We start from the raw sequence: 24,260 nt of genomic DNA on the forward strand, positions 1-24,260 counted from the left end.
GTACGTCAGAACAGCCCGAGACCTTAGCCACTGAGGCCCGGCAGGGCAACGGCCGATGGTCAGGGGTGGCCGGGGCTGGCTAGAATCGGCACTTCTCAGGGGGAGATGGCAGGAATGATCGTAGGGATCGATCTGGGCACGACGCATTCGTTGATCGGGGTGCATGACGGCCAAGGGGGCCGCCTGTTTTCCAATGCTGACGGTGACCTGCTGACACCCTCGGTGGTCAGCCTGGAGGGCGATACGGTGCTGGTCGGGAGGGCCGCCCGGGAGCGGCTGGTGACCCATCCCCAACTGACGACGGCAACCTTCAAGCGACTGATGGGTACCGACCACGAAGTCATGCTCGGGGAGCGCCGGTTCCGTCCTGAGGAGCTTTCCGCCCTGGTACTGCGATCGCTGCTTGCCGACGCCGAGGCGGCACTTGGGGTTCGTATCGAAGAGGCCGTGATCAGCGTGCCGGCCTACTTCAGCGATGCGCAGCGCAAGGCCACGCGCACGGCGGGAGAGTTGGCCGGCATCCGCGTTGAACGGTTGATCAATGAGCCGACCGCCGCCGCGTTGGCCTATGGCCTGCGCGACCGCGAGGGCGAAGGCCGGGTCCTGGTGCTGGACCTGGGCGGTGGCACGTTCGATGTGTCGATCCTTGAGTTGTTTGATGGCGTCGTCGAGGTGCATGCGTCGGCGGGCGATACGTTCCTGGGTGGCGAGGACTTCCTGGACGTGCTGCTGCAGGCGTTCGCGACCGATACCGCCACCGATCTGAAACAGTTGCCGGCGCCGGAGCTCGCACGCCTGCGCCAGCAGATGGAAGCGTTCAAGCAAGGCCTGTCGACCCGTGGCGACAGCACACTGCAGATCCAGCTGCTGGGTGCGGTGGTGCAATGGGACTGCACCGCGGAGCGCTTCGAGACGCTTGCCGCACCGTTGCTGCAGCGCATGCGCCTGCCCATCGAGCGAGCGCTGCGTGACGCGCGGCTGGGGGCCGATCAGATTGATGACGTGGTGCTGGTTGGCGGCGCGGTGCGCATGCCGATGGTCGGGCGACTTGCGACACGGCTGCTGGGCCGCCTGCCGTTGCGGCACATCCACCCGGACCAGGCCATCGCGCTGGGGGCCACCCTCGCGGCGGGCCTGAAGGAACGGGCCATCGATCTGAATGAAGTCGTGTTGACTGACGTGTGCCCCTACACGCTTGGCATCGACATATCGCGGATGGACGAACGCGGTCGCTATCACCCGGGTTACTTCCTCCCGCTGATTCCGCGCAACAGCGTGGTGCCGGTAAGCCGTGAGCAGTCGATCAGCCCGGTGTCGGACAAGCAGAAGATTCTGTCGGTGGGTGTCTACCAGGGCGAACATCCCGTGGTGGAACGCAACATCATGCTCGGCCGGCTGGAAATACCCATCGATGCCACCCGCGGTGGCGATGGCAGTTTCCGCGTGCGCTTCACCTACGACGTCGACGGCCTGCTGCAGGTAGAGATCACCGACACCAGCGACGGTCGCAGACACGACCTGGTCCTGCAGCGCAATGAGGGCGCGCTGGATGCTGCACAGATCCAGGCGCGGTTGGCCGCGCTGCAGGCATTGAAGGTGCACCCGCGCGAGCACCTGCCGAACGTGGCGCTGATGGCACGCGCCGAGCGGGTGTATGCGGAGTACATCGACGAACGGGACCAGGTGCAGGCATGGCTGGCGCAGTTTCGTTCCACCCTGGAATGCCAGGACATCGCACGTATTTCCGAACAGCGCGAGGCGTTCAGTGCGGCGCTGGATGCGCTGGAGGCTGAATTGTGAGTGCCGGCGAGGAACTACTGGAACTTGCCGGACAGGGCGACGAGCGCGCGATCAAACGCGCGTATGCACGCCTGCTGCGCTCCCACCGGCCCGATGACGATGCGGACGCCTTCCAGGACCTGCATGCCTGCTACCAGCATGCGCTTGCACTGTGCCGCAGCGCGACAGACGAGCGACACGATGCATCCGATGCGTCCGACGCATTCGACGCCCGACAAGCGGGTGTAGAGCCTCCCGCTTCTCCACGCGTCGCCGTCACCGGACCGGCTGCGCCGGTTCTGGACCCGCATGTCGCGGCACTTGAGCTCGTCCAGTACGCGGCCGTCGCCGATGCATCCGCATTGGCCGTGCTGCTGCAGGACCGGGCGCTGGGCTGGTCGCTGCGGTTTCGCAACGACGTTGGATGGGCACTGCTGGGCCACCTGCAGCGGGAACATCCGCCGCTGTCGGAGGCGCACTTCAACGTAGTGATACAGGGGTTTGACTGGGACGATATTGCGCTTGACCTCGATCCGCTATGGCTGGCGGCAGTGGCCCGGCGGTGTCGACAGGCATGGCTGCTGCTGCCCACGTCGCGGGGCGCGCTCCGCGTCGCCTATGAACGATGCAGTGATCGCTATCTGTCCACGCAGGAAGTCGATGAGGCCGTGGCGCGCCTGGGTGAGCAGCGTCCGCATTGGCGCAACCGTCTCGAGGCGATCGTCCCCACCCGTGCCCGTGACACCCCTTACCTGCTGGCCGCACTGGAGTATTGGCCGGCAGAAGAGGTACCCGCAGGACTGGATCCGAACCAGGTCGGCTTCTGGGCGAGGTTCGGCGAGCCATCGCATCGCGTCCATCTTCGCTACGGCGCGCTGCGGTGCGCGATCATCGGCCTCTTCATGGGGCTGGTAACCGCGTGGGGCGTCCACGCCAGCCCCGCGGTGAGCGCGGGCCGGGGCGCGATGATGATCGCCGTGGCGACCCTGATGATCCCTTTCGGCTGGCTGCTGCTCCTCGGCTACAGGGCGTTGCTGCGTTGGCAGTGCGCCCATGAAAGCGATGCACGTGGACCGGCCTGGCTGCGCTGGGCCTTCCTGCCGACAGCGGCCGCCGCGGTGGGAACTGCGATGTGGGCACAGCGGGCGCTGGGAATGGATGGGCTGTTGTTGATGTCGCTCGACCGCGCCTGGGTATTCGGCTTGGCCCTCATCGCGATGACGCGCGCCAGGACGCGTGGCCCGGATCCACACCGCGAGGCCAATGCACTGCCGCTGATCCTCGGCGTGATCTGGCCGGTGGCGGGGATCGCGCTCTCGCTGGTGTTCTGGTTCATCGACCTGCGCAGGAACCTCAGCGCGTCCCGAAGATGACCACGGCCGCATACGGCCGCATACGGCCGCATGACCAATGGCAATCGCCTACCGGGCTGCAGGCACCTGCAACCCGGCAGTGCACGCCGTCATTTTTCCCGCCGCCAGTTCAGCGACCCACGGTTCTCCACCGTGCTCGATTCCAGCTCCACATCGAAGCCACGGCGCAGCAGGTACTTCAGTGTCAGCACCGAGCCACTGCCGACCAGCGAGACGCCGTAGCCGATGTAAAGCTTGGGCGAGATGTACTTGCCGAAGCCGATCACCGAGCCACCCAGCGCGCGCGACTGGCTCACGCCGGCGTCGTCCAGGCCGAGCTTGGCGCCCAGCTGGGAAGCGAGCAGGCCGCTGCCGGCCGACAGCGCCGCCGAGGCCGCGTTGACCTGCTGGGCCTGATCGCTGCTGGCACCGGTGAGGCTGCGTCCCAGCACCAGGTAGGCCAGTGCTTCGGACTGCGACATCGCCGGTTCCGACCACACATCCACACGCGGCGACTGCGCCCGCCCGGTCACGTCGATGCCGGCGGTGACATCGCCCACGGCGCGCTGGGCACGGATGTTGATGCGCGGATCGGAGACCGCGTTGTAGTTCCAGTTCAAGTTGCCGCGGGTGATGGTCAGGTCCTGGCCGTAGGCCTTGTAGCGCCCACTGACTTCCAGCCCGCCGTTGGCGGTCATCTCACGCCCGGGGCGTGCCCACACCTGCATCTTGCCGGTCAGCGCACCCTTCAGGCCGAACCCGGCCATCTTGACCTTGTCGCCCAGGCTCACGGTCAGGTCCATGTCCAGCGGCGAGCTGGGGCCCTCTTCCGAATCGACCGGATCCAGCACCACCACGTCTTCGGAGACCGAGGTGCCACGGTCCAGGCGCTCCAGGTCCAGATCCGCTTCAGGCACGTGCACGGTGCCGCGCAGCTGCATCGCGCTGCCGGCCAGAGTGAAGTCCAGGTTCGGGTTGGCGATCACGCGCAGCTCGCTGGTGTTGGCCAGCAGCACGTTTTCGCCGTGGATATGCAGCTGCAGCGGCTGTGCATCGCCGAACCACGACAGCCCGCCATCCACGTACAGCGTGCCCTTGCCGGAGTTGGCCTGCGCGGTGATCTTGGCCGAGCCGTCCGGCTGCGCGGTGAAGCTGCCCTTGCCTTCGGCGAAGGTCAGGCCGAGCGCGGGGAACTCGCCATTGAACTTGCTCAGCGTCGCCTCACCACCCAGCGAGGGCGTTCCACGCGTGCCGCGCAGGCTGACGTGGCCTTCGATCAGGCCGGTCGGGCGCACGATGTCGGGCGAGAACAGTTCCAGCCAGTACAGCCGCGCGATGTTCATGTACAGCTCGCCGGTCAGCGGTGCGTTGGCATCCCACCCGGTCTGCACCTTGGCATCGACGAAGCCGTCGCCCTGGAAACCGACACCGAGCTTGGCGTTGATCTGCTGCGGGGTCATCTCCAGGTTCACCGAGAACTGGTCGTAGCGCACCAGCTCGCCACGCGCGTTGTCGCCCAGGCGTACCCCGCCTTCGCGCGAGGTGACCGAGGCGCTGCCTTCCCACGCGTTGCCGCGGGGGCGGATGCGCCCATCCAGATTCACTTCACCGCGCAGGAAGATGCGGCGGCCGGACTGCGGGGGCAGCCACGGCTGCACCAGCGCCAGCGGCAACGCATCGCCGCGCACCAGCAGGCCTTCGCGCGGCCAGTTCGCACTGGCGCACAGCGCGCCGCCGGTGGCGGCACCCAGGCACGCATCGCTCAAGGTGACGTTGCTGCCCTGCACGCTGAAGGTGGCAGGCGCACGCAGGCTCCAGGCATCGCCCTTGACCGGTGCGATACGCAGCGCGGTCAGATCACCGCGCCAGGCCTGGCCCTGCTGGCGCACGCCGCCTTCCAGCGCGACAGCACCCAGCTCGTTTTTCGTCTGTGCATCCAGGCGCAGATTGGAGAGGCTGCCGCGGGCATTCACGTTGAGCGTGTCCAGCAGCATGCCGACCTGGATCTTGCTGCCCTGCACCGCCAGCGTGCCGCTGTCGCCCTGCCACGGCAGGCGCCCCTTGATGCTGATCGCCTCAGCGCTCCAGTCGTCCCAGCGCAGGCCACTGCCGACCAGATCGGCGGTGATGTCCGGTGCGGTACGCGCGCCCTTGATCAGCACGTGGCCGCGCAGGCTGCCGCTGCTGTTGGGCAGCAGGTCGTCCAGCTGCACCGGCTCCAGCTGCGCATCGATATCCAGGCGGTCGCCCACCGAGCCCTTGGCGGTCAGGCGGCTGTTGCCCAGCGCCAGCCTGAGGTTGCCCTCGCCCTGCTCGCCGCGCAGCGCGAACTTGCCCTGTGCATCCAGCGCGCGCTTGCGCAGCGTGCCTTTGATGCCGGGCACATCGACGGTGGCTTCGTAGCTGCCAGCCGTACCGGCCGGACTGCCGGCCGGCGGCGGCAACTGGCGGCCCTTTGAGGCAAACGAACCGGACAGCTTGCCGTCCCAGCCCGGTGCGAAGTAGCCCGGATCAAAGCCGGCCAGTTTTCCGGCCACGTCCCAATCCAGCTGCGGTGCCCAGGCCACCTGGCCGGTGACATCGAGCGACCCGCCCGGCGTGCTGGCCTGCAGCTGTTTGATCACGGCCGCCTGGTCGTTGCCGCGCACGTCGAACTGCAGATCGGCCACCTGCTTCTCGCGTTCCACCGAGGCACGGCCGACGGCCGCCCACGCCTTGAGCGTGCCGGCCAGGCCCATGCGCGCTGCTTTCAACGTCACCGGCACCGGCGCAGCGGCGCCCGGGGTGGTGGTATCGGCGGCGGGCACGAAGGTGAGGTCGTTGGCGACGATGGAGAAGCGCAGGCTGGCGTTTTCCTTGTCGGTGAAATCAGCGATGCCTTCCAGCCGCGCCTGCCCACCAAAGCCCTTCACCTGCAGCGGCGACACGGTCAGTACCTGGTCGGCCAGGCCGACCTTGGAGGGCGCCAGTTCCACCGCGATGTCGCCCTGCTTGAAGCTGCCCTGCAGATTGGCCTGGCCACCCTTGCCGTCGGCCTGCACATCCAGCGCCATCGGCGTGCTGGTGCTCGCGTCCATCCCCGGCACCAGCAGCGCCAGGTCCAGTTCCTTGCTGCGCGCGGCGAGTTTCCACACCGGGTCGGTGCGGCCATCAAAGACCAGGCTGGCCTGCAGCGGCGCCGGTGCATTGCCGGCGATCGCCACTTCCATATGGCCCAGATCGCCGCGGGCGACCAGGCCGAGCCGGGCCGGGGTACGCCCGCGCGGTGCCGGCATCAGCGCGCCGATGGTGATGTCGGTGTCGTAATCGCTGCGCGGCAGATAACGGCCGTCCACGCGGAAATCGCCCATGTCGCTGTCGACCTTCAGCTGGGTCGCGCGGAATTCGCCATTGGCGATCTCCACGCCACCGCGCACCTTGGCGATGTCGATCAGCGGCTGCTGCGCCTGGGTAATGCGGAAGCCATCGATGATGATCGTATCGGCCTGGATCGCCAGCGGCATTTCGATCTGCGGCAGCGAGTCCGGCCACGAGGGCAACTCGAACGGCTCATCGCTCTTGGCCAGGTTCAGCGTGGCGTTCTTGATCTGCAGCGCATCGAGCTGCAGCTTGCGACCCAGCAGCGGCCGGATGTCCGGATCCAGGTAGGCGCGTTCGGCGGTGAAGTGGATGTCGTCGTAGCGGAAGTCCAGATCGTGCAGCACCAACGGCCCGGCGACCGGGCCATCCACCTTGCTCCAGGTGAGCGAGGCGCCGACCGGCAACCGCGCGACTACCTGGGCCAGCAGCACATCGCGGCCGGCCACGGTCTGCAGCAGCCAGTACACCAGCAGCAGGGCCAGCAGCACCAGGCCGAGCACGGTGAAGCCGGACCACGCCCAGAAGCGGCGCTTGCGGTAGAAACGCACCCGCGGCGGCGGCGGGGTGGCGGGGGCGGAAGGTGTCGGCGTGCTCACAGGTCCGCTCCGATATTCAGGTACAGCTGGAACTGCGAATCCGGGTTGTTCAGGCCGTGCGCGATATCCACGCGCACCGGGCCCACCGGCGATTTCCAGCGCACGCCGAAGCCCACGCCGGTGTGCAGATCGATCGTATTGTCGAACGCGCTGCCGGTATCGACGAACACCGCCGCACCCCACGGCCCGCCCTTGAAGTAATGCTCATACTCGGCCGAGCCGACCACCAGGTTCTTCGCACCGAGCGCGTATTTGTCCGGTGGTGCAGTGCGCGGGCCGACTTCGCGGAAGGCATAGCCGCGGATGCTGCGGTCGCCACCGGCGAAGAAGCGCAGGCTCGGCGGCATCGCCACCAGGTCGCTGGTCCAGGTGGTGCCACCTTCGCCACGCAGGATCAGGCGGTCGCTGTCGCCGATCGGCACATACCAGCGCAGCACCATGTTGGCCTGCACGAAGCTGGTGTCCGAGCCGGCGCCTTCGATGCCACCGCGCAGGGTGGCGCTGCCACTCAGGCCACGACGCGGGAACATCTCATCGTCCACGTTGACGTAGTCGGCGACCAGCTGCGGGTAGACCAGCGTGGAGCTGTTGTAGACCGCATCGGTGAACTCGGTGCCCGAGGCGTAACGCCAGCGCTCGCGCAGGGCGTTGATCGAGGCGATCGCGGTCCAGTACTCGTTGATCTCACCGCTGCGGCTGGCCGACAGTTTGAAGTTGCGCAGGTCGATGTAATCGGTCTGCTCGTCATACGCGCTGGCGGTGAACGCATACCAGCCGTCGAGCCAGGCGAAGCCCGGGATGCGGTAGCTGGTGACCAGGCTCTTGCGCTTCTGCGCATAGTCGAGCTGGGTGTTCATCTTGTGGCCGCGGCTGTTGAGGAAGCGCCGCTCCAGGCCACCGCGCACACCGGCGCCACTCTCGCTGCCGTAGCTCAGGCCGGCGGTGTAGATCGTGCGCTTGGCGCGGGTCAGGTTGACGTCCACCGGCACATCGCCGTTGTCATCGGCCTGGTCCGGGCGCGGCTGGATGTCGATCACGCTGAAGTAATCGAGCTTCGTCAACGATTCGCGCAGGCGGTCCAGCTTGCCTTCGTGGAAGTAACTGCCTTCGTCCCAGTACACCAGCGGGTCGAACAGCTTGTCGACGAAGTAATCCTGATGGAAGCGGATCTCGCCCATGTTGTAGCGGCGGCCACTGTCCCAGGTCAGATCGACGTCGGCCGCGTTCTCGGCACGGGTGATCTGCACTTGGCGTTGGGTGAAATCGGCATCGAAATACCCTCGCTCGGCCAGGCGCCGGGTCACCCGGATCTTGCTGGCTTCGTACTCGGTGTGCTCGAACCGCTGGCCCTTGCGCGGCTTGAATTTCTCGAGGTCTTCCTGGAGGTACTGGTCCAGCTGGCCCGGGCCGGTGATGTCGATGTGCTCGCGGCGGACCAGGGTTGGCGGTCCCTTCTCGACCTGGATCACCACGCGCAGGTTCTCGCCCTCGCGGGGGCTTTCCACGGTGATGGTCGGGTTGTAATACCCGAACGGCTCCAGCGCCTCGCGGGTCTGGCGCTCTGCCTGCGACAACAGATATTCCAGCCGCGACTCGCCCTGGACCTTGCCGATGGTGTCGTACAGGGACAGCGAGACCTCGATGTTCTCGATCATCTCGGCATCGTCGCCCTTGTCCAATCCTTTGATGTCCACTTTCTCGATGGTCCCCCGCGCATGTGCCACCGAGGCGGTGGCAAGGGACAGGAACATCAGCGGAAGGGCGAATTTCGTTGGCTGCATGGCGACAGCATAACGGGCCATCGCGAGCATGCGAAATCGGCGTGGCCGTTTCAGAACGCCGGTGAAGAAGCCGTTAAATTCCGCGAGAAAGTCGCGAGTGACGCATCGGCCCTGATCGATGGCAGCACGGTGTCGGACAGAACCGTCCGCGACGCCCCATGACGCATCCAGCGCGAACGAAGCGCGCGGCACTCGCCGCGCCTGAAGACGAAGAAGGCGCGAACAGCCCAAGCCGTCGCGCCTTCTGGTCCACCGTGGGGCGCGCGGCCCCGCCGCATCAGTTGGACAGGTGTTCGATCGCCGCCACGCTGCCCAGGCGGTCGCCCAGGCGCTTGAGCAGGGCCAGGCGATTGGCCCGCAGCGCAGGATCCTCGGCATTGACCATCACCGCATCGAAGAACGCGTCCACCTGCGGGCGCAGACGCGCCAACCGGTTCAACACGCTCACGTAGTCCTTCTGGTGCAGGCTGGCGTTGCTGTCATCAATGGCTGCTTCCACCGCTTCGGCCAGTTCGCTTTCGGCCGGCTCGGCCAGCAGCGCCGGGTCGATCATCCCCGGGATCTCGCCCTCGGCCTTGCGCAGGATGTTGCGGATGCGCTTGTTGGCCGCGGCCAGTGCTTCGGCTTCCGGCAGCGCGGCAAAGGTGCCGATGGCATCGATGCGGCGGTCGAAGTCGTACAGCGAGGCCGGCTTCAACTCGGCGACCGCGTTGAAGTGCGTGGCCGGCACGCCCTTGTCGGCGTAATAGCCGCGCAGGCGGTCGATCACGAAGTCGTACAGGTCCTGCGGCAGCGCCTCGGTCTTGCGTTCGGCACTGGGCTGCACGCCTGCCGGCAGGCCGGCGATGGCGGTGCCGATCAGCGCGCGCAGATCCAGGTCGAACCCGCTCTCGATCACCGTACGGGCCAGGCCCAGCGCATTGCGGCGCAGCGCGAACGGATCCTTGTTGCCGGTCGGCTTCAGGCCTGCGGCAAAGCCACCGGCCAGCGTGTCCAGACGCTCGGCGATGGCCAGCACCTTGCCCAGCGGCGACAGCGCGATGTCATCCCCACCGAAGCGCGGCTGGTAAGCCTCGTCGATGGCCAGCGCGACCTCGGGCGACTCCCCGCCGACCACGGCGTAATGCCGGCCGGCAATGCCCTGCAGTTCCGGGAACTCGTTGACCATGCGCGACTGCAGGTCGTTCTTGGCCAGCACCGCAGCACGCTTGGCCAGCACCGGGTCCACACCCACCTGCGGCGCGATGGCCTCGGCGAGGGCCGCCACGCGGGTGACCTTGTCGGCCACCGAACCGAGCTTGGCCTGGTAGGTGACGGTCTTCAGGCCGTCGCCCATCGCTTCCAGACCCTGCTTCAGATCTTCGTCGAAGAAGAACTTGGCATCGGAGAAGCGCGGACGGATCACGCGCTCGTAGCCCTTGGCCACTTCGGCCACGTCCTTGGAGTCGATGTTGGCGATGCCGATGAACTTCTCGGTCAGCTTGCCGCTGGCATCGAGCACCGGGAAGAACTTCTGGTTGATCTCCATCGTCTCGATCAGCGCTTCCTGCGGCACCGCCAGGAATTCGCGCTCGAAACTGCACAGCACCGGCGCCGGCCATTCGACCAGGTTGACCACCTGTTCCAGGTTGTCCGGGGTGATGCGCGCCTGGCCGCCGGCCTGCGCGGCCGCCGCGTTGACCTGCTCGACGATGCGGGTACGGCGCGCGTCGGCGTCGACCAGCACATAGGCGGCCTGCAGCGAGGCGACGTAGTCCTCCGGCGCGCTCAGCCACACGGTCTTGTCATGCATGAAGCGATGGCCGCGGCTCATGCGGTCGGCCTTCAGGCCCAGCACCTCGGCCTCGATGATGTCCGGGCCGTGCAACAGCACCAGCCAATGCACCGGGCGGGCGAAGCCGTAGGTGTGGCTGCCCCAGCGCATCGGCTTGGGGATCGGCATCGCGGCGATCGCCTCGCGCAGAATCTCCGGCAGCAGCGTCGCAGTGCGCGCGCCCGGCGTGGTGGAGCGGTGCACGAAGCGCTCGCCCTTGGCATCGCTGGTGCGTTCCAGCGCGGTCCAGTCGATCCCGGCCTTGGCCGCGAAGCCCTGCAGCGCCTTGGTCGGCTGACCCTCAGCGTCAAGCGCGATGTTCAGGTACGGGCCCAGCACTTCGCTGTGCTGTTCCGGCTGTTCCACCGCCACGCCGGGCAGCAGCACGGCCAGGCGGCGCGGGGTCGACAGCGGCTTGGCATCGCCCCGTTCAATGGTCACGCCACGCTTGGTCAGGCCGTCCACGACGCCATCGAAGAAGGCCTGGGCCAGGCCCGGCAGCGCCTTGACCGGCAGTTCTTCGGTACCCAGTTCGATCAGCAGCGGCTGCATCGTGTTCATGCCTGCACCTCCTTGGCGGCCACCGCTTCCAGGCGCTTGGCCTCGTACAGCTTGGCCACGGCCTGGGCCAGCGCGCGCACGCGCAGGATGTAACGCTGGCGCTCGGTCACGCTGATCGCGCGGCGCGCATCCAGCAGGTTGAACGCGTGGCTGGCCTTGCAGACCTGCTCATACGCGGGCAGCGGCAGGCCGACATCGACCAGCTTCTGCGCTTCTTTTTCGCAGGCATCGAAACGATGGAACATTTCGTCCACGTCGGCGTATTCGAAGTTGTAGGTGCTCTGCTCGATCTCGTTCTGCAGGTACACATCGCCATAGGTGACCGGGGTGCCATCCGGACCGTAGGTCCAGATCAGGTCATAGACGTTGTCGCAGTTCTGCAGGTACATGCACAGGCGCTCCAGACCATAGGTGATCTCGCCGAGTACCGGCTTGCACTCCAGGCCGCCGGCCTGCTGGAAATAGGTGAACTGGGTGACTTCCATTCCGTTCAACCACACTTCCCAGCCCAGGCCCCAGGCGCCGAGGGTCGGCGATTCCCAGTTGTCCTCGACGAAGCGCAGGTCATGCACCAGCGGATCGATGCCCAGCGCCTTGAGCGAATCCAGATACAGCTGCTGGATGTTGTCCGGGCTCGGCTTCATCGCCACCTGGTACTGGTAGTAGCGCTGCAGGCGGTTGGGGTTCTCGCCGTAGCGGCCATCGGTCGGGCGGCGCGAAGGCTGCACATACGCGGCATTCCAGCTTTCCGGACCGATCGAGCGCAGGAACGTGGCCGGGTGGAAGGTGCCCGCACCCACCTCCAGGTCCAGCGGCTGGATCAGCACGCAGCCCTGCTGCGCCCAATACTGGTTGAGGGTCTGGATCAGGCCCTGGAAAGTGATCGGAACGTTCGGGATCGCGGACATGCGGCGGATTCTTGCCTGCAGAAGGGGTGCGCTAGTATAGCGACCGACCGCACGGGCCTTCCGTGCCTGGGGAAATGGAGGATGGATCCACGCCTGCCAGCGGCTTCTGCCAGCGTCCCTGAGGGGGTTCTCCCCTTGCCGCACGGCCGCCTCGATTTCGACAAGGTCGCCGCGGCGCTGGTCGCCGATGGCCTGGTCGCCGCCGCCGATCTGGAGCGCATCCGCTTCTCCGCCCCGGGCGCGCGCAACGCCAGCGAGGTCCACCCGCTGGTGCTGCTGGCCAACCTGAAGCTGGGCGCCAGCGGCGGCGGTGAGCTCGGCCTGGAACGCCTCAGCGAGTGGCTGGCCAAGCGCGCGGGTGTGCGCTACCTGCGGGTGGACCCGACCCGGGTCGATGTTTCGGCGGTCACCGCCCTGGTCTCCCATGCCTATGCCCGCCGCCATCGCTTCCTGCCGCTGGCGGTGGACAGCGAGCGCGTGCTGGTCGCCACCAGCGAGCCGCTGGCCCAGGAATGGCTGCGCGACCTGCAGCACCTGAGCCGCCGCCGGATCGAGCTGGCGATGGTCAACCCGCTGGATCTGCACCGCTACACCATGGAGTTCTACGGGGTGACGCGCTCGGTGCGCGGCGCCCGTGGCGATGTCCGCGGCGAGACCAGCAGCACCCTGCCCAGCTTCGAGCAGCTGGTCGAGCTGGGCCGCGCCGGCGACGTCAACGCCGACGACCAGCACATCGTGCACATCGTCGACTGGCTGTTGCAGTACGCCTACGAGCAGCGCGCTTCGGACATCCATCTGGAGCCTCGCCGCGACATGGGGCGCATGCGCTTCCGCATCGATGGCGTGCTGCACAAGGTGTTCGAGGTGCCGCCGGCGGTGATGACCGCCGTGGTCAGCCGGATCAAGGTGCTGGGCCGCATGGACCTGGCCGAGCGCCGGCGCCCGCAGGACGGCCGCATCAAGACCCGCTCCCCGGGTGGGCGGGAAGTGGAAATGCGCCTGTCGACCATGCCCACCGCGTTCGGCGAAAAGTGCGTGATGCGCATCTTCGACCCGGATGCCGCCTTCAAGAGCATCGACCAGCTCGGCTTCAGCCCGCAGGAGGCGGCCGGCTGGACCGCCCTGGTCGAGCGCCCGCACGGCATCGTGCTGGTCACCGGGCCGACCGGCTCGGGCAAGACCACCACCCTGTATTCCACGCTGAAGCGGCTGGCCACCCCGGACGTGAATGTCTGCACAGTGGAAGACCCGATCGAAATGATCGCGCCGGAATTCAACCAGATGCAGGTGCAGACCAACATCGACCTGGATTTCGCCAGCGGCGTGCGCACCCTGCTGCGGCAGGACCCGGACATCATCATGATCGGCGAGATCCGCGACCTGGAGACCGCGCAGATGGCGGTGCAGGCCTCGTTGACCGGCCACCTGGTGCTGTCCACCCTGCACACCAACGATGCGCCCTCGGCGATCACGCGGCTGCTCGATCTGGGCGTGCCGCATTACCTGCTCGCCTCCACCCTCAACGGGGTGCTGGCCCAGCGCCTGGTGCGCACCCTGTGCAGCAGTTGCAAGGTGCCCACGGTGCTCTCGGCCGAGCAATGGGCGGTGCTGACTGATGCCGATGCGGCATTACCTGAGGCGCCCACGCCATATGCACCGGTCGGCTGTATCGACTGCCGGCGCACCGGTTTCCTCGGCCGCGTCGGCCTGTATGAGTTGCTGCCATTGGGTTCCAGCCTGCGCCGGCACATCCGCGCGGACATGGATCTGGCCGCCTTCAACCGTGCCGCACGTGCTGAAGGGGTGCGAACCCTGCGTCGCGCAGGGCTTGAAAAGGTAGCGGCAGGGCTGACTACAATCGAGGAAGTCCTCTCGGTCCTGCCTCCCCCGGATGAATTCCGCCCCGTTCCTGATTCTTGAAACCGGCCAACCCGTCGCCTCGCTGCGCCGCTACGGGCGGTTTTCGCACTGGATCCGGGTCGCGGCCGGGCTGGACGCCGACGAGACCGTGGTGGTCGATGTCGAGCATGGCGGCACCCTGCCCAGCCACCGCGATTTTGCCGGCGTGATCGTCAGCGGTTCGGCCGCCTACGTCACCGACCGCGCCGAGTGGAGCGAACGCAGCGCGCAGTGGCTGCGCGCTGCCGCCCACGACGACCGCCCGGTGTTTGGCATCTGCTACGGCCACCAGCTGCTCGCCCACGCGCTGGGCGGCGAAGTCGCCTACAACCCGGCCGGGCGCGAGTCCGGCACGATCGAGCTGGCGCTGGATCCTTCCGCAATCGACGATCCGCTGTTCGGCGGCTTGCCCGCACGCTTTCCGGCCCACGCCACCCATCTGCAGACGGTGCTTCGCGCGCCCGAGGGCGCGGCGATCCTGGCACGCTCGGCGCAGGACAACTGCCACGCCTTCCGCTGGGGTGCGCATGCCTGGGGCGTGCAGTTCCATCCGGAGTTCGCCACCCACCATATGCGCGGCTACGTCCGCGCCCGCGCCGAGTGCATCCGCCAGCACGGCGGTTGCGCGCGCAGTGTCGCCCGCGACGTCAGCGCCGCGCCGCTGGCCCGCCAGCTGCTGCGCCGTTTCGTCCGCCAGGCACGCAACGCCTGAGGCCGGCGCGGCGCCGTCATCCGGGCGCAACGCAGCGTCCGCGCCGCGCAGGGCGGCCTTCAGGTCACGCGCCGGGAAAACAGGGATAATCGACCGCAATCGGGCGTTCGCGCCTTCTCCCCTGTCCCGGAATGTTATGAGCGAGATTCGCAAGCTGCCGGCCTCCGCCGGCGCGGAATGGCTGGTGTCGGGTTTCACCCTGCTGCGCAAGGCGCCGTTGGCGCTGGGCCTGCTCGGCGTGATCTGGGCCGTGGCCGCGTTGCTGGTGATGTCGCTGGCGATGGTCAGCCCGGCGCTGAGCACGCTGGCGCAGCTGTTGATGGCGCTGGCCGGCCCGCTGTTCTTCGGCGGCCTGGTGTGGGCCGTGCGCGAAGTCGACCAGGGTCGCGTGGCGCAGCCGTCGCACCTGCTGCAGGGCCTGCATGAAGGGCGCGCCTTGAACCTGCTCGCCTCGCTGCTGCCGCAGCTGGTGGCCGGCCTGTTCCTGGGCGTGTTGCTGCTGGTGCTGATCGGCAGCAGCGGCCTGCAGCACCTGAGCGAGGTGATGGTGCAGCTCAACGCGATCAGCCAGTCCGGCGCGCAGCCGGACCCGGCGCAGATCGAAGAGTTGATGGCGAGCCTGCCGGCGATGCGCATCCTGCTCTGGCTGGCACTGGTGGTGGTCACCTTCCTGGCCATGGCGCTGGCGCTGTTCACCCTGCCGCCGCAGGTGATGTTCGAGCACCGCAACGGCCTGCAGGCGATGCGCCTGAGCCTGCGCGCCTGCCTGCACAACGTGCTGGCGATGCTGGTGTTCTTCCTGCTCGCCTTCGTGGCGGTGTTTGCGATCTACTTCGGCGTCATGCTGGTGGCCCTGATCGCGCAGCTGATCGGCGGCACGATGCTCGCGCTGTTCGTTGCGCAGCTGCTGCTGATGGGCGTGGTGATGCCGGTCTTCGCCGGTGCCATCTACACGGCGTGGAAGCAGATGTTCGGCCAGCAGGGGCCGCAGACCCCGCCGCCGATGCCGGGCCCGAACAACGTGTTCGCCGCCTGATCGACGAAAACCCCGGCCGAGGCCGGGGTTTTTGTTTGTGCCTTACTCCGGCTGCTCTTTCCCGCCCGGGCGCGGCACCAGCCAGCGCGCGGCGTGGATGCCCAGTTCGTAAAGCAGGCACATCGGAATGGCCAGCATCAGCTGCGAGACCACGTCCGGCGGCGTCAGCACCGCGGCCAGCACGAAGATGCCGACGACCGCGTAACCGCGACCTTCCTTGAACTGCTGCGGCGTGATCCAGCCCAGCAGCACCAGGATCACCATCGCCACCGGCAGCTCGAAGCTGGTGCCGAAGGCGAAGAAGATCGCCAACACGAAATCCAGGTACGCCGTCGCATCCGGCGTGATCGCAATCACCTCCGGGCGGAACGTGGTCAGGAAGTGGAACACCGCCGGCAGTACCAGGAAATACGCGAACGCGCAGCCCAGATAGAACAGCAGCACCGACGAGGCCAGCAAGGGCACCGCCAGGCGTTTTTCGCGGGCATACAGGCCCGGCGCCACGAACGACCACAGCTGGAACAGCAGCCACGGTACGGCGATGAACACCGCCACGAAGAAGGTCAGTTTCAACGGCGCGAAGAACGCACCGGCCGGATTGGTCGCGATCATCGTCTGCCCGTTCGGCAGCTGCGAGATCAGCGGTTCGGCGATCATCGTGTAGATCTGCCGCGAGAACGGCATCAGCCCCAGCAGCACCACGCCCAGGCCGATCAACGCGCGCACCAGGCGTGCACGCAGCTCGATCAGGTGTTCGACCAGCGAACTCTCATTGCTTTCATGCTCGCTCATCGCGGTGCCTCTTGGTTCGACGGCGTGGGCACAGGCGTGGGCGGCGCGGTGTCAGTCGACGGCGGCAGGGCTGCCGGCGGATCTGCACGCGGTGCGCTGCCATCGATGCCCGGCGGCGCCATCGCATCGCGCGGCGGCTCGGCCTCCTCGGTGGCCACCACATGCTGGGCCACGCTGGCCGGCGAACCCGGTGCGGGGCCGGTCATCACCGGTTCGTCGTCGGCAGCCGCGGCGACGTCATCGCCATGCCGTGCCACGTCCTGGCGCATCTGCTCGGCCTCGCGGCGCACCGCTTCGCCACTGGCACGCAGCTGCGACTCGGTATCGCGCATGGAGGTTTTCACATCATCGAACTGCCGCTTGATCTCTTCGGCGTGCAGTTCACGCTCAAGCTCCTGCTTCACCGAATCCCACTGGTTGCGGGCACGGCGCACCCACAGCCCGGCAAAGCGGGCTGCCTTGGGCAATCGCTCGGGGCCGAGGACGACCAAGGCCACCACCGCGATGACCAGCAGTTCACTGAAACCGATATCGAACACGCCAAGCCGCCCGGATCAGCGCGGGTCGCGGTCGTGCTCGGTCTGCGACGTCGTCGTCGAGTCCTGCGGACGCGAACTGTCGCTGAGCTGCGCGTTCGGCTTGTCCTCGTCGCGCATGCCCTTCTTGAATTCCTTGACGGCGCTGCCAAGGTCCTTGGCGCCGCTGGTCAGTTTCTTGGTGCCGAACACCAGCAGAACGATGACCAGCACGACCAACCAATGCCAGATGCTGAAAGTGCCCATGACTCGCTCGCGTTACGTAGTGATCAGACGGTTGAGCATAGCGCACCGGCGGTAAGCCGGCGCGCGTGACAAAAGTCAGTTGCCGTCCAGCGATTCGGTCCGGACTTCACCGTCGCCAACCGGCTGGAAGCCTTGCTGCGCGGCCGGTTGCGCCGGCACGGACTGCAGCGGGGCGGTGGTCGCGCCGGCAGCGGCCGGGGCAGGTGCCTGTTCAGGTCGAACCGGTACGGCGGCGGCGCGCGGCGCAGCGGCCGGCGCCGGGGCGTTGCCCGCGGTGCCGCGCTTCTCGCGGGCGGTATAGGTGGCTTCTTCCAGGCGATCACGGAAGGCGACCACGTCCACCGAGGGCGGCTCGCCGACACGGCCTTCGAACACCATGCGCGGCGTGGTGTTGCTGCCGTAGGCGTCCAGGTTGGCGGCATCGTCGATCTGCAGCACGGCGCCATCCAGCGCCACACCGGCAAACAGGCCACGGGCGCGCGACCAGGACCAGATTTCGGCCTTCAGCTGGCCATCGGTGGCGGCGGCGGCGTTGCGACCGACCGGACCGGCGGCGACGCCGGCATCGGCGCCCAGGGTGAACTTGCCGTTGACGAGATTGTCCAGGCTGCGGTCGTTGCGGAACACCAGCACCACATCGGAGGACTGCACGCCGGCCTGGAAGCCGATGCTGCCGCCGGTGAGCTTCACGAACACCGGGTTGGACCAGCTGCCATCCGGCGTCTTGACGGACATCAAGCCATGGCCGCGACGGCCGCCAATCACCAGACCGGCCTTGATCGTGTCGGGAATGACGATGACCGCGCGGCCTTCGTCGAGCAGCTTGTCGGGAATCCCCTGCTCGGGGATGTCCTGGATTTCATTCAGGACGCGCACGGCGTTGCGGGCGCGCTGGTCCTCCTGTGGCCCGGCCATGGCCTGGGTCGACAGCAGGCTGGCGGAGATCAGCAGAACAAGGCTGAGGCGGCGCATGGGTGGGCTCCAGAAAGTCGATTCATACAAGATAGCGGCAGGTACGACCGGGGTCGATACGCTTCTCGACGTTAGAAGGCCGGCGATGAATCGGCAATGAGTATTCGGGGCTGTCGATATGCATGCTGGATCGCGTTCATCATCCAAATCCATCCCGCCAATCGCGCAGACCTGCGAGAATGACGCCATGCTCGACGCACCCGACACCGCCGTGCTGGCGGTCAATCTAGGCACGCCCGAGACGCCAACCGCCCCGGCGGTGCGTCGCTACCTGGCTGAATTCCTCAGCGATCCGCGCGTGGTCGCGATTCCGCCGCTGTTCTGGAAACCCTTGCTGTTCGGGCTGATCCTGCCATTGCGCAGTGGCCGCTCGGCCGCCAAGTACGCCCAGGTCTGGCTGCCGGAGGGCTCCCCGCTGATGGTCTATACGCGCCGGCTGGCCGAGGCCATGCAGGGCCTGATGCCCGATCTGCGGGTGCGCCATGCGATGCGTTATGGCGGCCCGGCGCTGCCGGCCGAGCTGGACCGGCTGGCCGCCGAAGGCATGAAACGGATCGTGGTACTGCCGTTGTATCCGCAGTATTCGACCACCACCACTGCCTCGATCGAGGACCAGGTGCGCGAGTGGCAGCCGAAACATCCCGGCGTCACCGTGACCCTGGTGCGCGATTACGCGGTCGATCCGGACTGGGTCGCCGCCGTCGCCGGCAGCATCCGCCAGTGGTGGGAGCAGCATGGGCGCGGCGAGAAACTGGTGTTTTCCTTCCACGGCATTCCGCAGCGCCTGGCCGACGCCGGCGATCCGTATCCGCAGCGCTGCGAAGCCAGCGCCCACGCGATCGCCCACGCGCTGGAGCTGGCCGACGATGCCTGGCAGCTGACCTACCAATCGCGTTTCGGGCGTGAGAAGTGGCTGCAGCCCTACGCCGAACCCACCCTGTGGGCGATGGCCGAGAAGGGCGTGCGCAGCATGGACGTGGTCTGCCCCGGCTTTGCCACCGACTGCCTGGAAACCCTGGAAGAAGTGGCGATGGGCTTTACCGAGACCGTGGCCGAGCGCGGCGCGACGATGCGCTACATCCCCTGCCTCAATGACGCGCAGGCGCATGCACTGGCGCTGTCGCGGCTGAGCATCGCGGCGCTGGCATGACGCTGCAGCCGTTCTCGCTGCCGGTTGCCGGCAGCACCGTGGCCGGCCTGCGGTCGCCTGTAAGCGGGGGCCTGCGTGTGCTGGCCCTGCATGGCTGGCTCGACAACGCGGCCAGTTTCGTGCCGCTGGCGGCGCAGCTGCCGGGTCTGGAACTGGTCGCCATCGACCTGCCCGGCCACGGCCACAGCGCGCATCTGCCGCCGGGCACGCAATACAACACGCCGGGCGCGATCTGCCATGTGCTCGATGTCGCCGATGCGCTGGGCTGGGACCGCTTCGTGCTGCTCGGCCATTCGATGGGCGCCGGCATCGCCAGCCTTGCCGCGGCGGCCGCACCCGAACGCGTCGAGCGCCTGATCGCGATCGAGGCCCTCGGCGGCCTGCGCGGTCCGGAGAATGAAACCGCACAGCGCCTGCGTGAGCATGTGCGTGCCGCGCGGGCGCTGCCCACCCGCAGACTGCGCGTGTTCCCCGATCTGGCCGCGCCGATCCGCGCCCGCATGATGGCCAACCAGCTCAGCGAGCCCTGCGCGCGCCTGCTGGTCGAACGCGGCGTCAAGCCGGTTGAAGGGGGTTTCAGCTGGTGCAGCGATCAGCGCCTGATGCTGCCCACCGCGATGCGCCTGAGCGAAGCGCAGATCGACGACCTGCTCGCCGCGATCGAATGCCCGACCCAGGTGATCTACGCCACGCCAGCGCAGTCGTATTACCCGGAGCCGTTGCGCAGCCAGCGCATCACGTTGCTGCGCGAAGGCCGCTTGGCCGTGTTCCCGGGCACGCATCATCTGCACATGGAGCAGCCGCAGGTGGTCGCTGAGGTGATCCAGGGCTTCCTCGCCGGGTAAGCCCTGCACGGTGCGACACACGGTCGCACTCAACTTATCCCGGCAGCGACCGATACCGATGATGCAGGCCGATCTTCATCGGCCGCACTGTCGTCGCTTGCTCCGCCGTTGCGAAGCCGCGCATCACCCAGGCTTCCAGGGAACGTCGTCGCAATGCCGGATTGGCCGTGCCATCGCCCACAGGACCGGGCCATGCCGGCGGTGATCGCCACCGCCGACATGGCACCGGCCGGCACGTGCTCTGTGCATGCCCTTCTGCTTCTTTCTGCTGCTGCGCCCACCGCTTCGCCGGTGACGGGTGTGGCATCCGCCTGCGCGCGATCACGCCGCGGGCTTTCTGCTTTCTGATGATTCTGGAGCCGCCATGTCCGCCATGCCCGATGCCACCTCCCGCCCACCCGACCTGCTGCGCAAGCGCACGTCCCGGCCGTCCACGGATGCCGCCTGTCTGATGTCGGCCGGGGTGCTGCTTGCCGCCGCGGTGGCCGCCGCGATCTGGCAGCGGCAGCCTTGGGCACTGCTTCCCGTCGCAGTCGCGGCGTTGCTGCTGGGCGTGGTGGCACGGCGCGTGCGGCAGCAGGGCCAGGCGTTGCGGCAGGCAGAGATGCAATCGCTCTCGCTGGCCGCGGAGGCAGCACGCGCGCAGGCGCGTGATCGCGTCGAACACACGCACGATGCCCAGGTCCGGCAGGCGCTGGATGTCTCCCGCACCGCAATGATGATCGCCGACAACGACCACGTGATCCGCTACGTGAACCAGTCGGTGGTGACCCTGCTGCGCAACCAGCAGGCCAGCCTGCGTGAGGCTTTCCCCGACTTCGACGCCGAGCGCCTGGTCGGCAGCAGCATCCATCGTTTCCATGCCAATCCGGACCGCATCCGCGCCATCCTCAATACGCTGATGGTCACCCATCACGGGCGTGTGCGGATCGGCCCGGTGCACTTCGCCCAGGTTGTCACGCCGGTATTCGATGCGAAGGACCAGCGCCAGGGCTTCGCAGTGGAATGGCATGACCGTACCCACGAACTGCTGCTGGAACACGCCGTGGCCGATATCGTCGAGGCGGCCAGCAAGGGCGATCTTGATCGCCGCCTGCAGGCCACCGATGGCGGCGCGAGCTTCCTCAATGGCCTGACCGGCGGCATCAACCAGCTGCTGGACAGCGTGGGTGGCACGGTCGGTGAGGTCCGCCGCGTGCTCTCGGCGCTGGCCGACGGCGATCTGGACCAGCGCATGCGGGGCGATTTCCACGGGTCGTTCCAGGCCATGCAGCGCGATGCCAATGCGACGGCGCAGCAACTGACCGCGATGGTTGAACGGATCAAGCAGTGCACCAGCTCGATTACGCTGGCCGCCAGTGAGATCGCCAGTGGCAACGATGATCTGTCCGAGCGTACCGAACGCCAGGCTGCCCATCTGGAGGAAACCGCCGCCTCGATGGAGGAGCTGACCTCCACCGTCCGCCAGAATGCCGAACACGCGCGCCAGGCCAGTGCGTTGGCGCACGGCGCGCACGACGTCGCCACGCGTGGCAGCCAGGTGGTGAGCGAGGTGGTGACCACCATGGACGCGATCCAGAGCGCCTCGCGGCGGATCGGCGACATCACCCGCGTGATCGACGGGATCGCCTTTCAGACCAACATCCTTGCGCTCAACGCGGCGGTGGAAGCTGCCCGTGCCGGAGAGCAGGGCCGCGGCTTCGCCGTGGTTGCCAGCGAGGTGCGCAGTCTGGCCCAGCGTTCGGCCGAGGCAGCCAAGGAGATCAAGGGCCTGATCGATGCCTCCGTGGAGCAGGTCGCCGACGGCGCGCGCCTGGTGCAGGACGCCGGGCAGACCATGGGCGAGATCGTGAGCAGCGTGGCCAGTGTCAGCGGCATCATGGCCGAGATCTCGTCGGCCTCGCAGGAGCAGGCCGCCGGCATCGATCAGGTCAACCGGACGGTGGCGCAGATGGACGATGCCACCCAGCAGAATGCAGCGCTCGTTGAGGAAGCCAGCGCCGCCGCACGCTTGTTGGAAGCGCAGGCGGCCGACCTCACCCAGGCGGTGGCCGTGTTCCGCCACCAGGCCCACCCCGTGCGCCAGTCCGCGCTGGCGTGATCCTCAGCCCAGCGTGCGCCGCGGCGTGCCTTGCAGCCAGGCGGCGATGTTCTCGACCGCCTGGCCGAAATAGTCCCGGTAATTGCGTTCGGTGACGTAGCCCAGATGCGGCGTCGCCAAGACGCTGGGTAATGTGCGCAGCGGATGCCCTGCCGGGAGGGGTTCGATGTCGAAGACATCCAGGCCGACACCGGCGATGCGCTTTTCAGTCACGGCATCGATCAATGCCTGCTGATCAACGAGGCCGGCCCGCGCGGTATTGATCAGGCACGCGTGTATCGGCAGGCAGGCGAGCGTGTCGGCATCCACGATCCCGCGGCTGCGTTCGCCCAGGACCAGATGCAGCGAGACCACGTCACTGCCGGCGAACAGGGCCTGCTTGGACGTGGCCAATTGCACCCCGGCCGCCGCCGCACGGGCGGCATCGAGATTCGGACTCCATGCACTGACCTGCATCCCGAACGCCTGGCCGATCTGCGCCACGCGTTGGCCGATCTTGCCCAGCCCCAGCAGTCCCAACCGCGCACCATACAGGTCACGGCCTACCGTCTGCTGCCATGGTCCGTCGCTGCGTAGCGCGTTGACCTCCGGCACCAATTGACGCATCAGGCCGAGGATCAGCGCCCAGGTCATCTCCACGGCAGGCTCGGGATGGCTGTCGGTGCCGCAGACGATGATCCCCTGTGCTTTCGCTGCCGCGACATCGACCGCCGCATTGCGCATGCCGCTGGTGATCAGCAGGCGGAGACGGGGCAGGCGGGTCAACAGTGCCGCGGTGATGGGTGTGCGTTCGCGCATGACCACCAGGATGTCGGCATCACCGAGCGCGGCCACCAGTGCATCGCCGGTGTGTGGCGTCGTCAGCGTGCGTACCTGCACCGCCTGGCCGAGCGTGTTCCAGTCGGCATACGCCACCGCGACGTTCTGGTAGTCGTCGAGAATCACGCAGTTCAGCGCCATGGGGTTCGTCCATCGTCATCAGCAGCCATGACGATACGCCCATGCAGTGGCGCGCTCTACGGACAGACACGACACCTCGCGGCGTGTCGGGCACGCGTTGGACACGCACTTGATCGCGGACATAAAGAAAACCCCGCTGCGTGAGCAGCGGGGTTTTCGGGGTAAAAACCCTGGCGATGACCTACTCTCGCATGGCTTAGGCCACACTACCATCGGCGCAGCTGCGTTTCACTTCCGAGTTCGGGATGGGATCGGGTGGTTCCACAGCGCTAATTTCACCAGGGAGACAGTTGGAGCGGCGCATTGCGCCAGCTCAGCAGAGGTCTCTTCCGAGAAACAGATACCTGCAAAAACCAGGTGCCTGCAATAAAGGAAAACCCCGCTGCGTGAGCAGCGGGGTTTTCGGGGTAAAAACCCTGGCGATGACCTACTCTCGCATGGCTTAGGCCACACTACCATCGGCGCAGCTGCGTTTCACTTCCGAGTTCGGGATGGGATCGGGTGGTGCCACAGCGCTAATTTCACCAGGGAGACGGTTGGAGCAGCGCGTTGCGCCAGCTCAGCAGAGGTCTCTTCCGAGAAACAGATACCTGCAAAAACCAGGTGCCTGCAATAAAGGAAAACCCCGCTGCGTGAGCAGCGGGGTTTTCGGGGTAAAAACCCTGGCGATGACCTACTCTCGCATGGCTTAGGCCACACTACCATCGGCGCAGCTGCGTTTCACTTCCGAGTTCGGGATGGGATCGGGTGGTTCCACAGCGCTAATTTCACCAGGGAGACAGTTGGAGCGTCGCCATCCTAAGGAACGGATTAAGGCGCCTGCCTCTCGTAAGTCTTGTGACGTAGCGTGCACTTGGGATC

The 24,260-nt window shown here is 67.2% G+C and carries 17 protein-coding genes and 3 rRNA genes; 8 read left to right on the top strand and 12 right to left on the bottom strand.

The features are described from left to right. Positions 1 to 114 precede the first annotated feature (114 nt). A complete protein-coding gene (locus tag ACE026_RS11680) occupies positions 115 to 1,800 on the top strand; it encodes an Hsp70 family protein (protein WP_486039125.1) in 1,686 nt (561 codons plus the stop codon). Further along, positions 1,797 to 3,152, top strand: a complete 1,356-nt coding sequence (locus tag ACE026_RS11685) for a hypothetical protein (RefSeq protein WP_486039126.1) — start codon at positions 1,797 to 1,799, stop codon at positions 3,150 to 3,152. The genes ACE026_RS11680 and ACE026_RS11685 overlap by 4 nt, the downstream gene beginning before the upstream one ends. An 89-nt stretch (positions 3,153 to 3,241) precedes the next feature. Here ACE026_RS11685 and ACE026_RS11690 read toward each other — a convergent pair whose 3' ends face one another. The 4 genes from ACE026_RS11690 to glyQ all read right to left on the bottom strand — a co-directional run bounded on the left by ACE026_RS11690 (position 3,242) and on the right by glyQ (position 12,150). Continuing rightward, on the bottom strand, positions 3,242 to 7,087 hold the full coding sequence (locus tag ACE026_RS11690; protein ID WP_486039127.1) for a translocation/assembly module TamB domain-containing protein: 3,846 nt from the start codon (positions 7,085 to 7,087) through the stop codon (positions 3,242 to 3,244). After that, on the bottom strand, positions 7,084 to 8,889 hold the full coding sequence (locus ACE026_RS11695; protein WP_486039128.1) for an autotransporter assembly complex protein TamA: 1,806 nt from the start codon (positions 8,887 to 8,889) through the stop codon (positions 7,084 to 7,086). The genes ACE026_RS11690 and ACE026_RS11695 overlap by 4 nt, the downstream gene beginning before the upstream one ends. Positions 8,890 to 9,145: 256 nt before the next feature. Then, positions 9,146 to 11,242, bottom strand: coding sequence for a glycine--tRNA ligase subunit beta (glyS, locus tag ACE026_RS11700; RefSeq protein ID WP_486039129.1), 2,097 nt, complete (start codon positions 11,240 to 11,242; stop codon positions 9,146 to 9,148). Beyond that, entirely contained in the window at positions 11,239 to 12,150 is a 912-nt protein-coding gene (glyQ, locus tag ACE026_RS11705; protein ID WP_346468667.1) for a glycine--tRNA ligase subunit alpha, read from the bottom strand. The genes glyS and glyQ overlap by 4 nt, the downstream gene beginning before the upstream one ends. An 81-nt stretch (positions 12,151 to 12,231) precedes the next feature. Between glyQ and ACE026_RS11710 the strand changes: the two genes are divergently transcribed. The 3 genes from ACE026_RS11710 to ACE026_RS11720 all read left to right on the top strand — a co-directional run bounded on the left by ACE026_RS11710 (position 12,232) and on the right by ACE026_RS11720 (position 15,797). Beyond that, entirely contained in the window at positions 12,232 to 14,070 is a 1,839-nt protein-coding gene (locus ACE026_RS11710) for a GspE/PulE family protein (RefSeq protein WP_486039130.1), read from the top strand. Continuing rightward, positions 14,042 to 14,761 carry a glutamine amidotransferase gene (locus tag ACE026_RS11715; protein ID WP_486039131.1) on the top strand — a complete coding sequence of 240 codons (720 nt, stop codon included), beginning with the start codon at positions 14,042 to 14,044 and terminating at the stop codon, positions 14,759 to 14,761. The genes ACE026_RS11710 and ACE026_RS11715 overlap by 29 nt, the downstream gene beginning before the upstream one ends. A gap of 136 nt (positions 14,762 to 14,897) precedes the next feature. Then, positions 14,898 to 15,797: a BPSS1780 family membrane protein gene (locus ACE026_RS11720; protein ID WP_070470085.1), complete on the top strand. Its 900-nt coding sequence runs from the start codon at positions 14,898 to 14,900 to the stop codon at positions 15,795 to 15,797. A 42-nt stretch (positions 15,798 to 15,839) separates the two neighbouring features. Here the strand turns inward: ACE026_RS11720 and tatC are convergent, their stop codons facing one another. The 4 genes from tatC to ACE026_RS11740 form a co-directional block, all read right to left on the bottom strand. Beyond that, complete coding sequence (tatC, locus tag ACE026_RS11725) at positions 15,840 to 16,589, bottom strand: twin-arginine translocase subunit TatC (protein WP_486039132.1); 750 nt, start codon at positions 16,587 to 16,589, stop codon at positions 15,840 to 15,842. Next, entirely contained in the window at positions 16,586 to 17,128 is a 543-nt protein-coding gene (gene tatB / locus ACE026_RS11730; protein ID WP_486039133.1) for a Sec-independent protein translocase protein TatB, read from the bottom strand. The genes tatC and tatB overlap by 4 nt, the downstream gene beginning before the upstream one ends. Before the next feature lie 15 nt (positions 17,129 to 17,143). Continuing rightward, on the bottom strand, positions 17,144 to 17,371 hold the full coding sequence (gene tatA / locus ACE026_RS11735) for a Sec-independent protein translocase subunit TatA (RefSeq protein ID WP_070426251.1): 228 nt from the start codon (positions 17,369 to 17,371) through the stop codon (positions 17,144 to 17,146). Between the two features lie 75 nt (positions 17,372 to 17,446). Continuing rightward, positions 17,447 to 18,343 carry a lipid-binding SYLF domain-containing protein gene (locus ACE026_RS11740; protein ID WP_123729775.1) on the bottom strand — a complete coding sequence of 299 codons (897 nt, stop codon included), beginning with the start codon at positions 18,341 to 18,343 and terminating at the stop codon, positions 17,447 to 17,449. 187 nt (positions 18,344 to 18,530) lie between these two features. On the opposite strand from ACE026_RS11740, the gene hemH reads away from it, so the two are divergent. The 3 genes from hemH (at position 18,531) to ACE026_RS11755 (ending at position 22,439) form a co-directional block, all read left to right on the top strand. After that, positions 18,531 to 19,493 carry a ferrochelatase gene (gene hemH / locus ACE026_RS11745; protein WP_486039134.1) on the top strand — a complete coding sequence of 321 codons (963 nt, stop codon included), beginning with the start codon at positions 18,531 to 18,533 and terminating at the stop codon, positions 19,491 to 19,493. Beyond that, entirely contained in the window at positions 19,490 to 20,338 is an 849-nt protein-coding gene (locus ACE026_RS11750) for an alpha/beta fold hydrolase (protein WP_486039135.1), read from the top strand. The genes hemH and ACE026_RS11750 overlap by 4 nt, the downstream gene beginning before the upstream one ends. Before the next feature lie 364 nt (positions 20,339 to 20,702). Continuing rightward, positions 20,703 to 22,439 carry a methyl-accepting chemotaxis protein gene (locus ACE026_RS11755; RefSeq protein ID WP_486039136.1) on the top strand — a complete coding sequence of 579 codons (1,737 nt, stop codon included), beginning with the start codon at positions 20,703 to 20,705 and terminating at the stop codon, positions 22,437 to 22,439. A 3-nt stretch (positions 22,440 to 22,442) separates the two neighbouring features. Here ACE026_RS11755 and ACE026_RS11760 read toward each other — a convergent pair whose 3' ends face one another. The 4 genes from ACE026_RS11760 to rrf (ACE026_RS11775) all read right to left on the bottom strand — a co-directional run bounded on the left by ACE026_RS11760 (position 22,443) and on the right by rrf (ACE026_RS11775) (position 24,174). Then, positions 22,443 to 23,399: a D-2-hydroxyacid dehydrogenase family protein gene (locus ACE026_RS11760; protein WP_486039137.1), complete on the bottom strand. Its 957-nt coding sequence runs from the start codon at positions 23,397 to 23,399 to the stop codon at positions 22,443 to 22,445. A 168-nt stretch (positions 23,400 to 23,567) separates the two neighbouring features. Then, a 5S ribosomal RNA gene (gene rrf / locus ACE026_RS11765) occupies positions 23,568 to 23,682 on the bottom strand. A gap of 131 nt (positions 23,683 to 23,813) precedes the next feature. Next, positions 23,814 to 23,928: ribosomal RNA gene (gene rrf, locus ACE026_RS11770) — 5S ribosomal RNA — on the bottom strand. Positions 23,929 to 24,059: 131 nt separating this feature from the next. Continuing rightward, positions 24,060 to 24,174 (bottom strand): 5S ribosomal RNA (gene rrf / locus ACE026_RS11775). Positions 24,175 to 24,260: the final 86 nt, after the last annotated feature.

The organism is Stenotrophomonas sp. AGC87 (genome assembly GCF_057333975.1).

Excerpts from the sequence above, each read along its gene's own strand:
- tatC (WP_486039132.1), bottom strand. The coding sequence starts at position 16,589 with ATGAGCGAGCATGAAAGCAATGAGAGTTCGCTGGTCGAACACCTGATC.
- glyQ (WP_346468667.1), bottom strand. The coding sequence starts at position 12,150 with ATGTCCGCGATCCCGAACGTTCCGATCACTTTCCAGGGCCTGATCCAG.
- ACE026_RS11695 (WP_486039128.1), bottom strand. The coding sequence starts at position 8,889 with ATGGCCCGTTATGCTGTCGCCATGCAGCCAACGAAATTCGCCCTTCCG.
- ACE026_RS11755 (WP_486039136.1), top strand. The coding sequence starts at position 20,703 with ATGTCCGCCATGCCCGATGCCACCTCCCGCCCACCCGACCTGCTGCGC.
- ACE026_RS11760 (WP_486039137.1), bottom strand. The coding sequence starts at position 23,399 with ATGGCGCTGAACTGCGTGATTCTCGACGACTACCAGAACGTCGCGGTG.
- hemH (WP_486039134.1), top strand. The coding sequence starts at position 18,531 with ATGCTCGACGCACCCGACACCGCCGTGCTGGCGGTCAATCTAGGCACG.
- glyS (WP_486039129.1), bottom strand. The coding sequence starts at position 11,242 with ATGAACACGATGCAGCCGCTGCTGATCGAACTGGGTACCGAAGAACTG.
- tatA (WP_070426251.1), bottom strand. The coding sequence starts at position 17,371 with ATGGGCACTTTCAGCATCTGGCATTGGTTGGTCGTGCTGGTCATCGTT.
- ACE026_RS11710 (WP_486039130.1), top strand. The coding sequence starts at position 12,232 with ATGGATCCACGCCTGCCAGCGGCTTCTGCCAGCGTCCCTGAGGGGGTT.
- ACE026_RS11720 (WP_070470085.1), top strand. The coding sequence starts at position 14,898 with ATGAGCGAGATTCGCAAGCTGCCGGCCTCCGCCGGCGCGGAATGGCTG.
- ACE026_RS11715 (WP_486039131.1), top strand. The coding sequence starts at position 14,042 with ATGAATTCCGCCCCGTTCCTGATTCTTGAAACCGGCCAACCCGTCGCC.
- ACE026_RS11750 (WP_486039135.1), top strand. The coding sequence starts at position 19,490 with ATGACGCTGCAGCCGTTCTCGCTGCCGGTTGCCGGCAGCACCGTGGCC.
- ACE026_RS11680 (WP_486039125.1), top strand. The coding sequence starts at position 115 with ATGATCGTAGGGATCGATCTGGGCACGACGCATTCGTTGATCGGGGTG.
- ACE026_RS11740 (WP_123729775.1), bottom strand. The coding sequence starts at position 18,343 with ATGCGCCGCCTCAGCCTTGTTCTGCTGATCTCCGCCAGCCTGCTGTCG.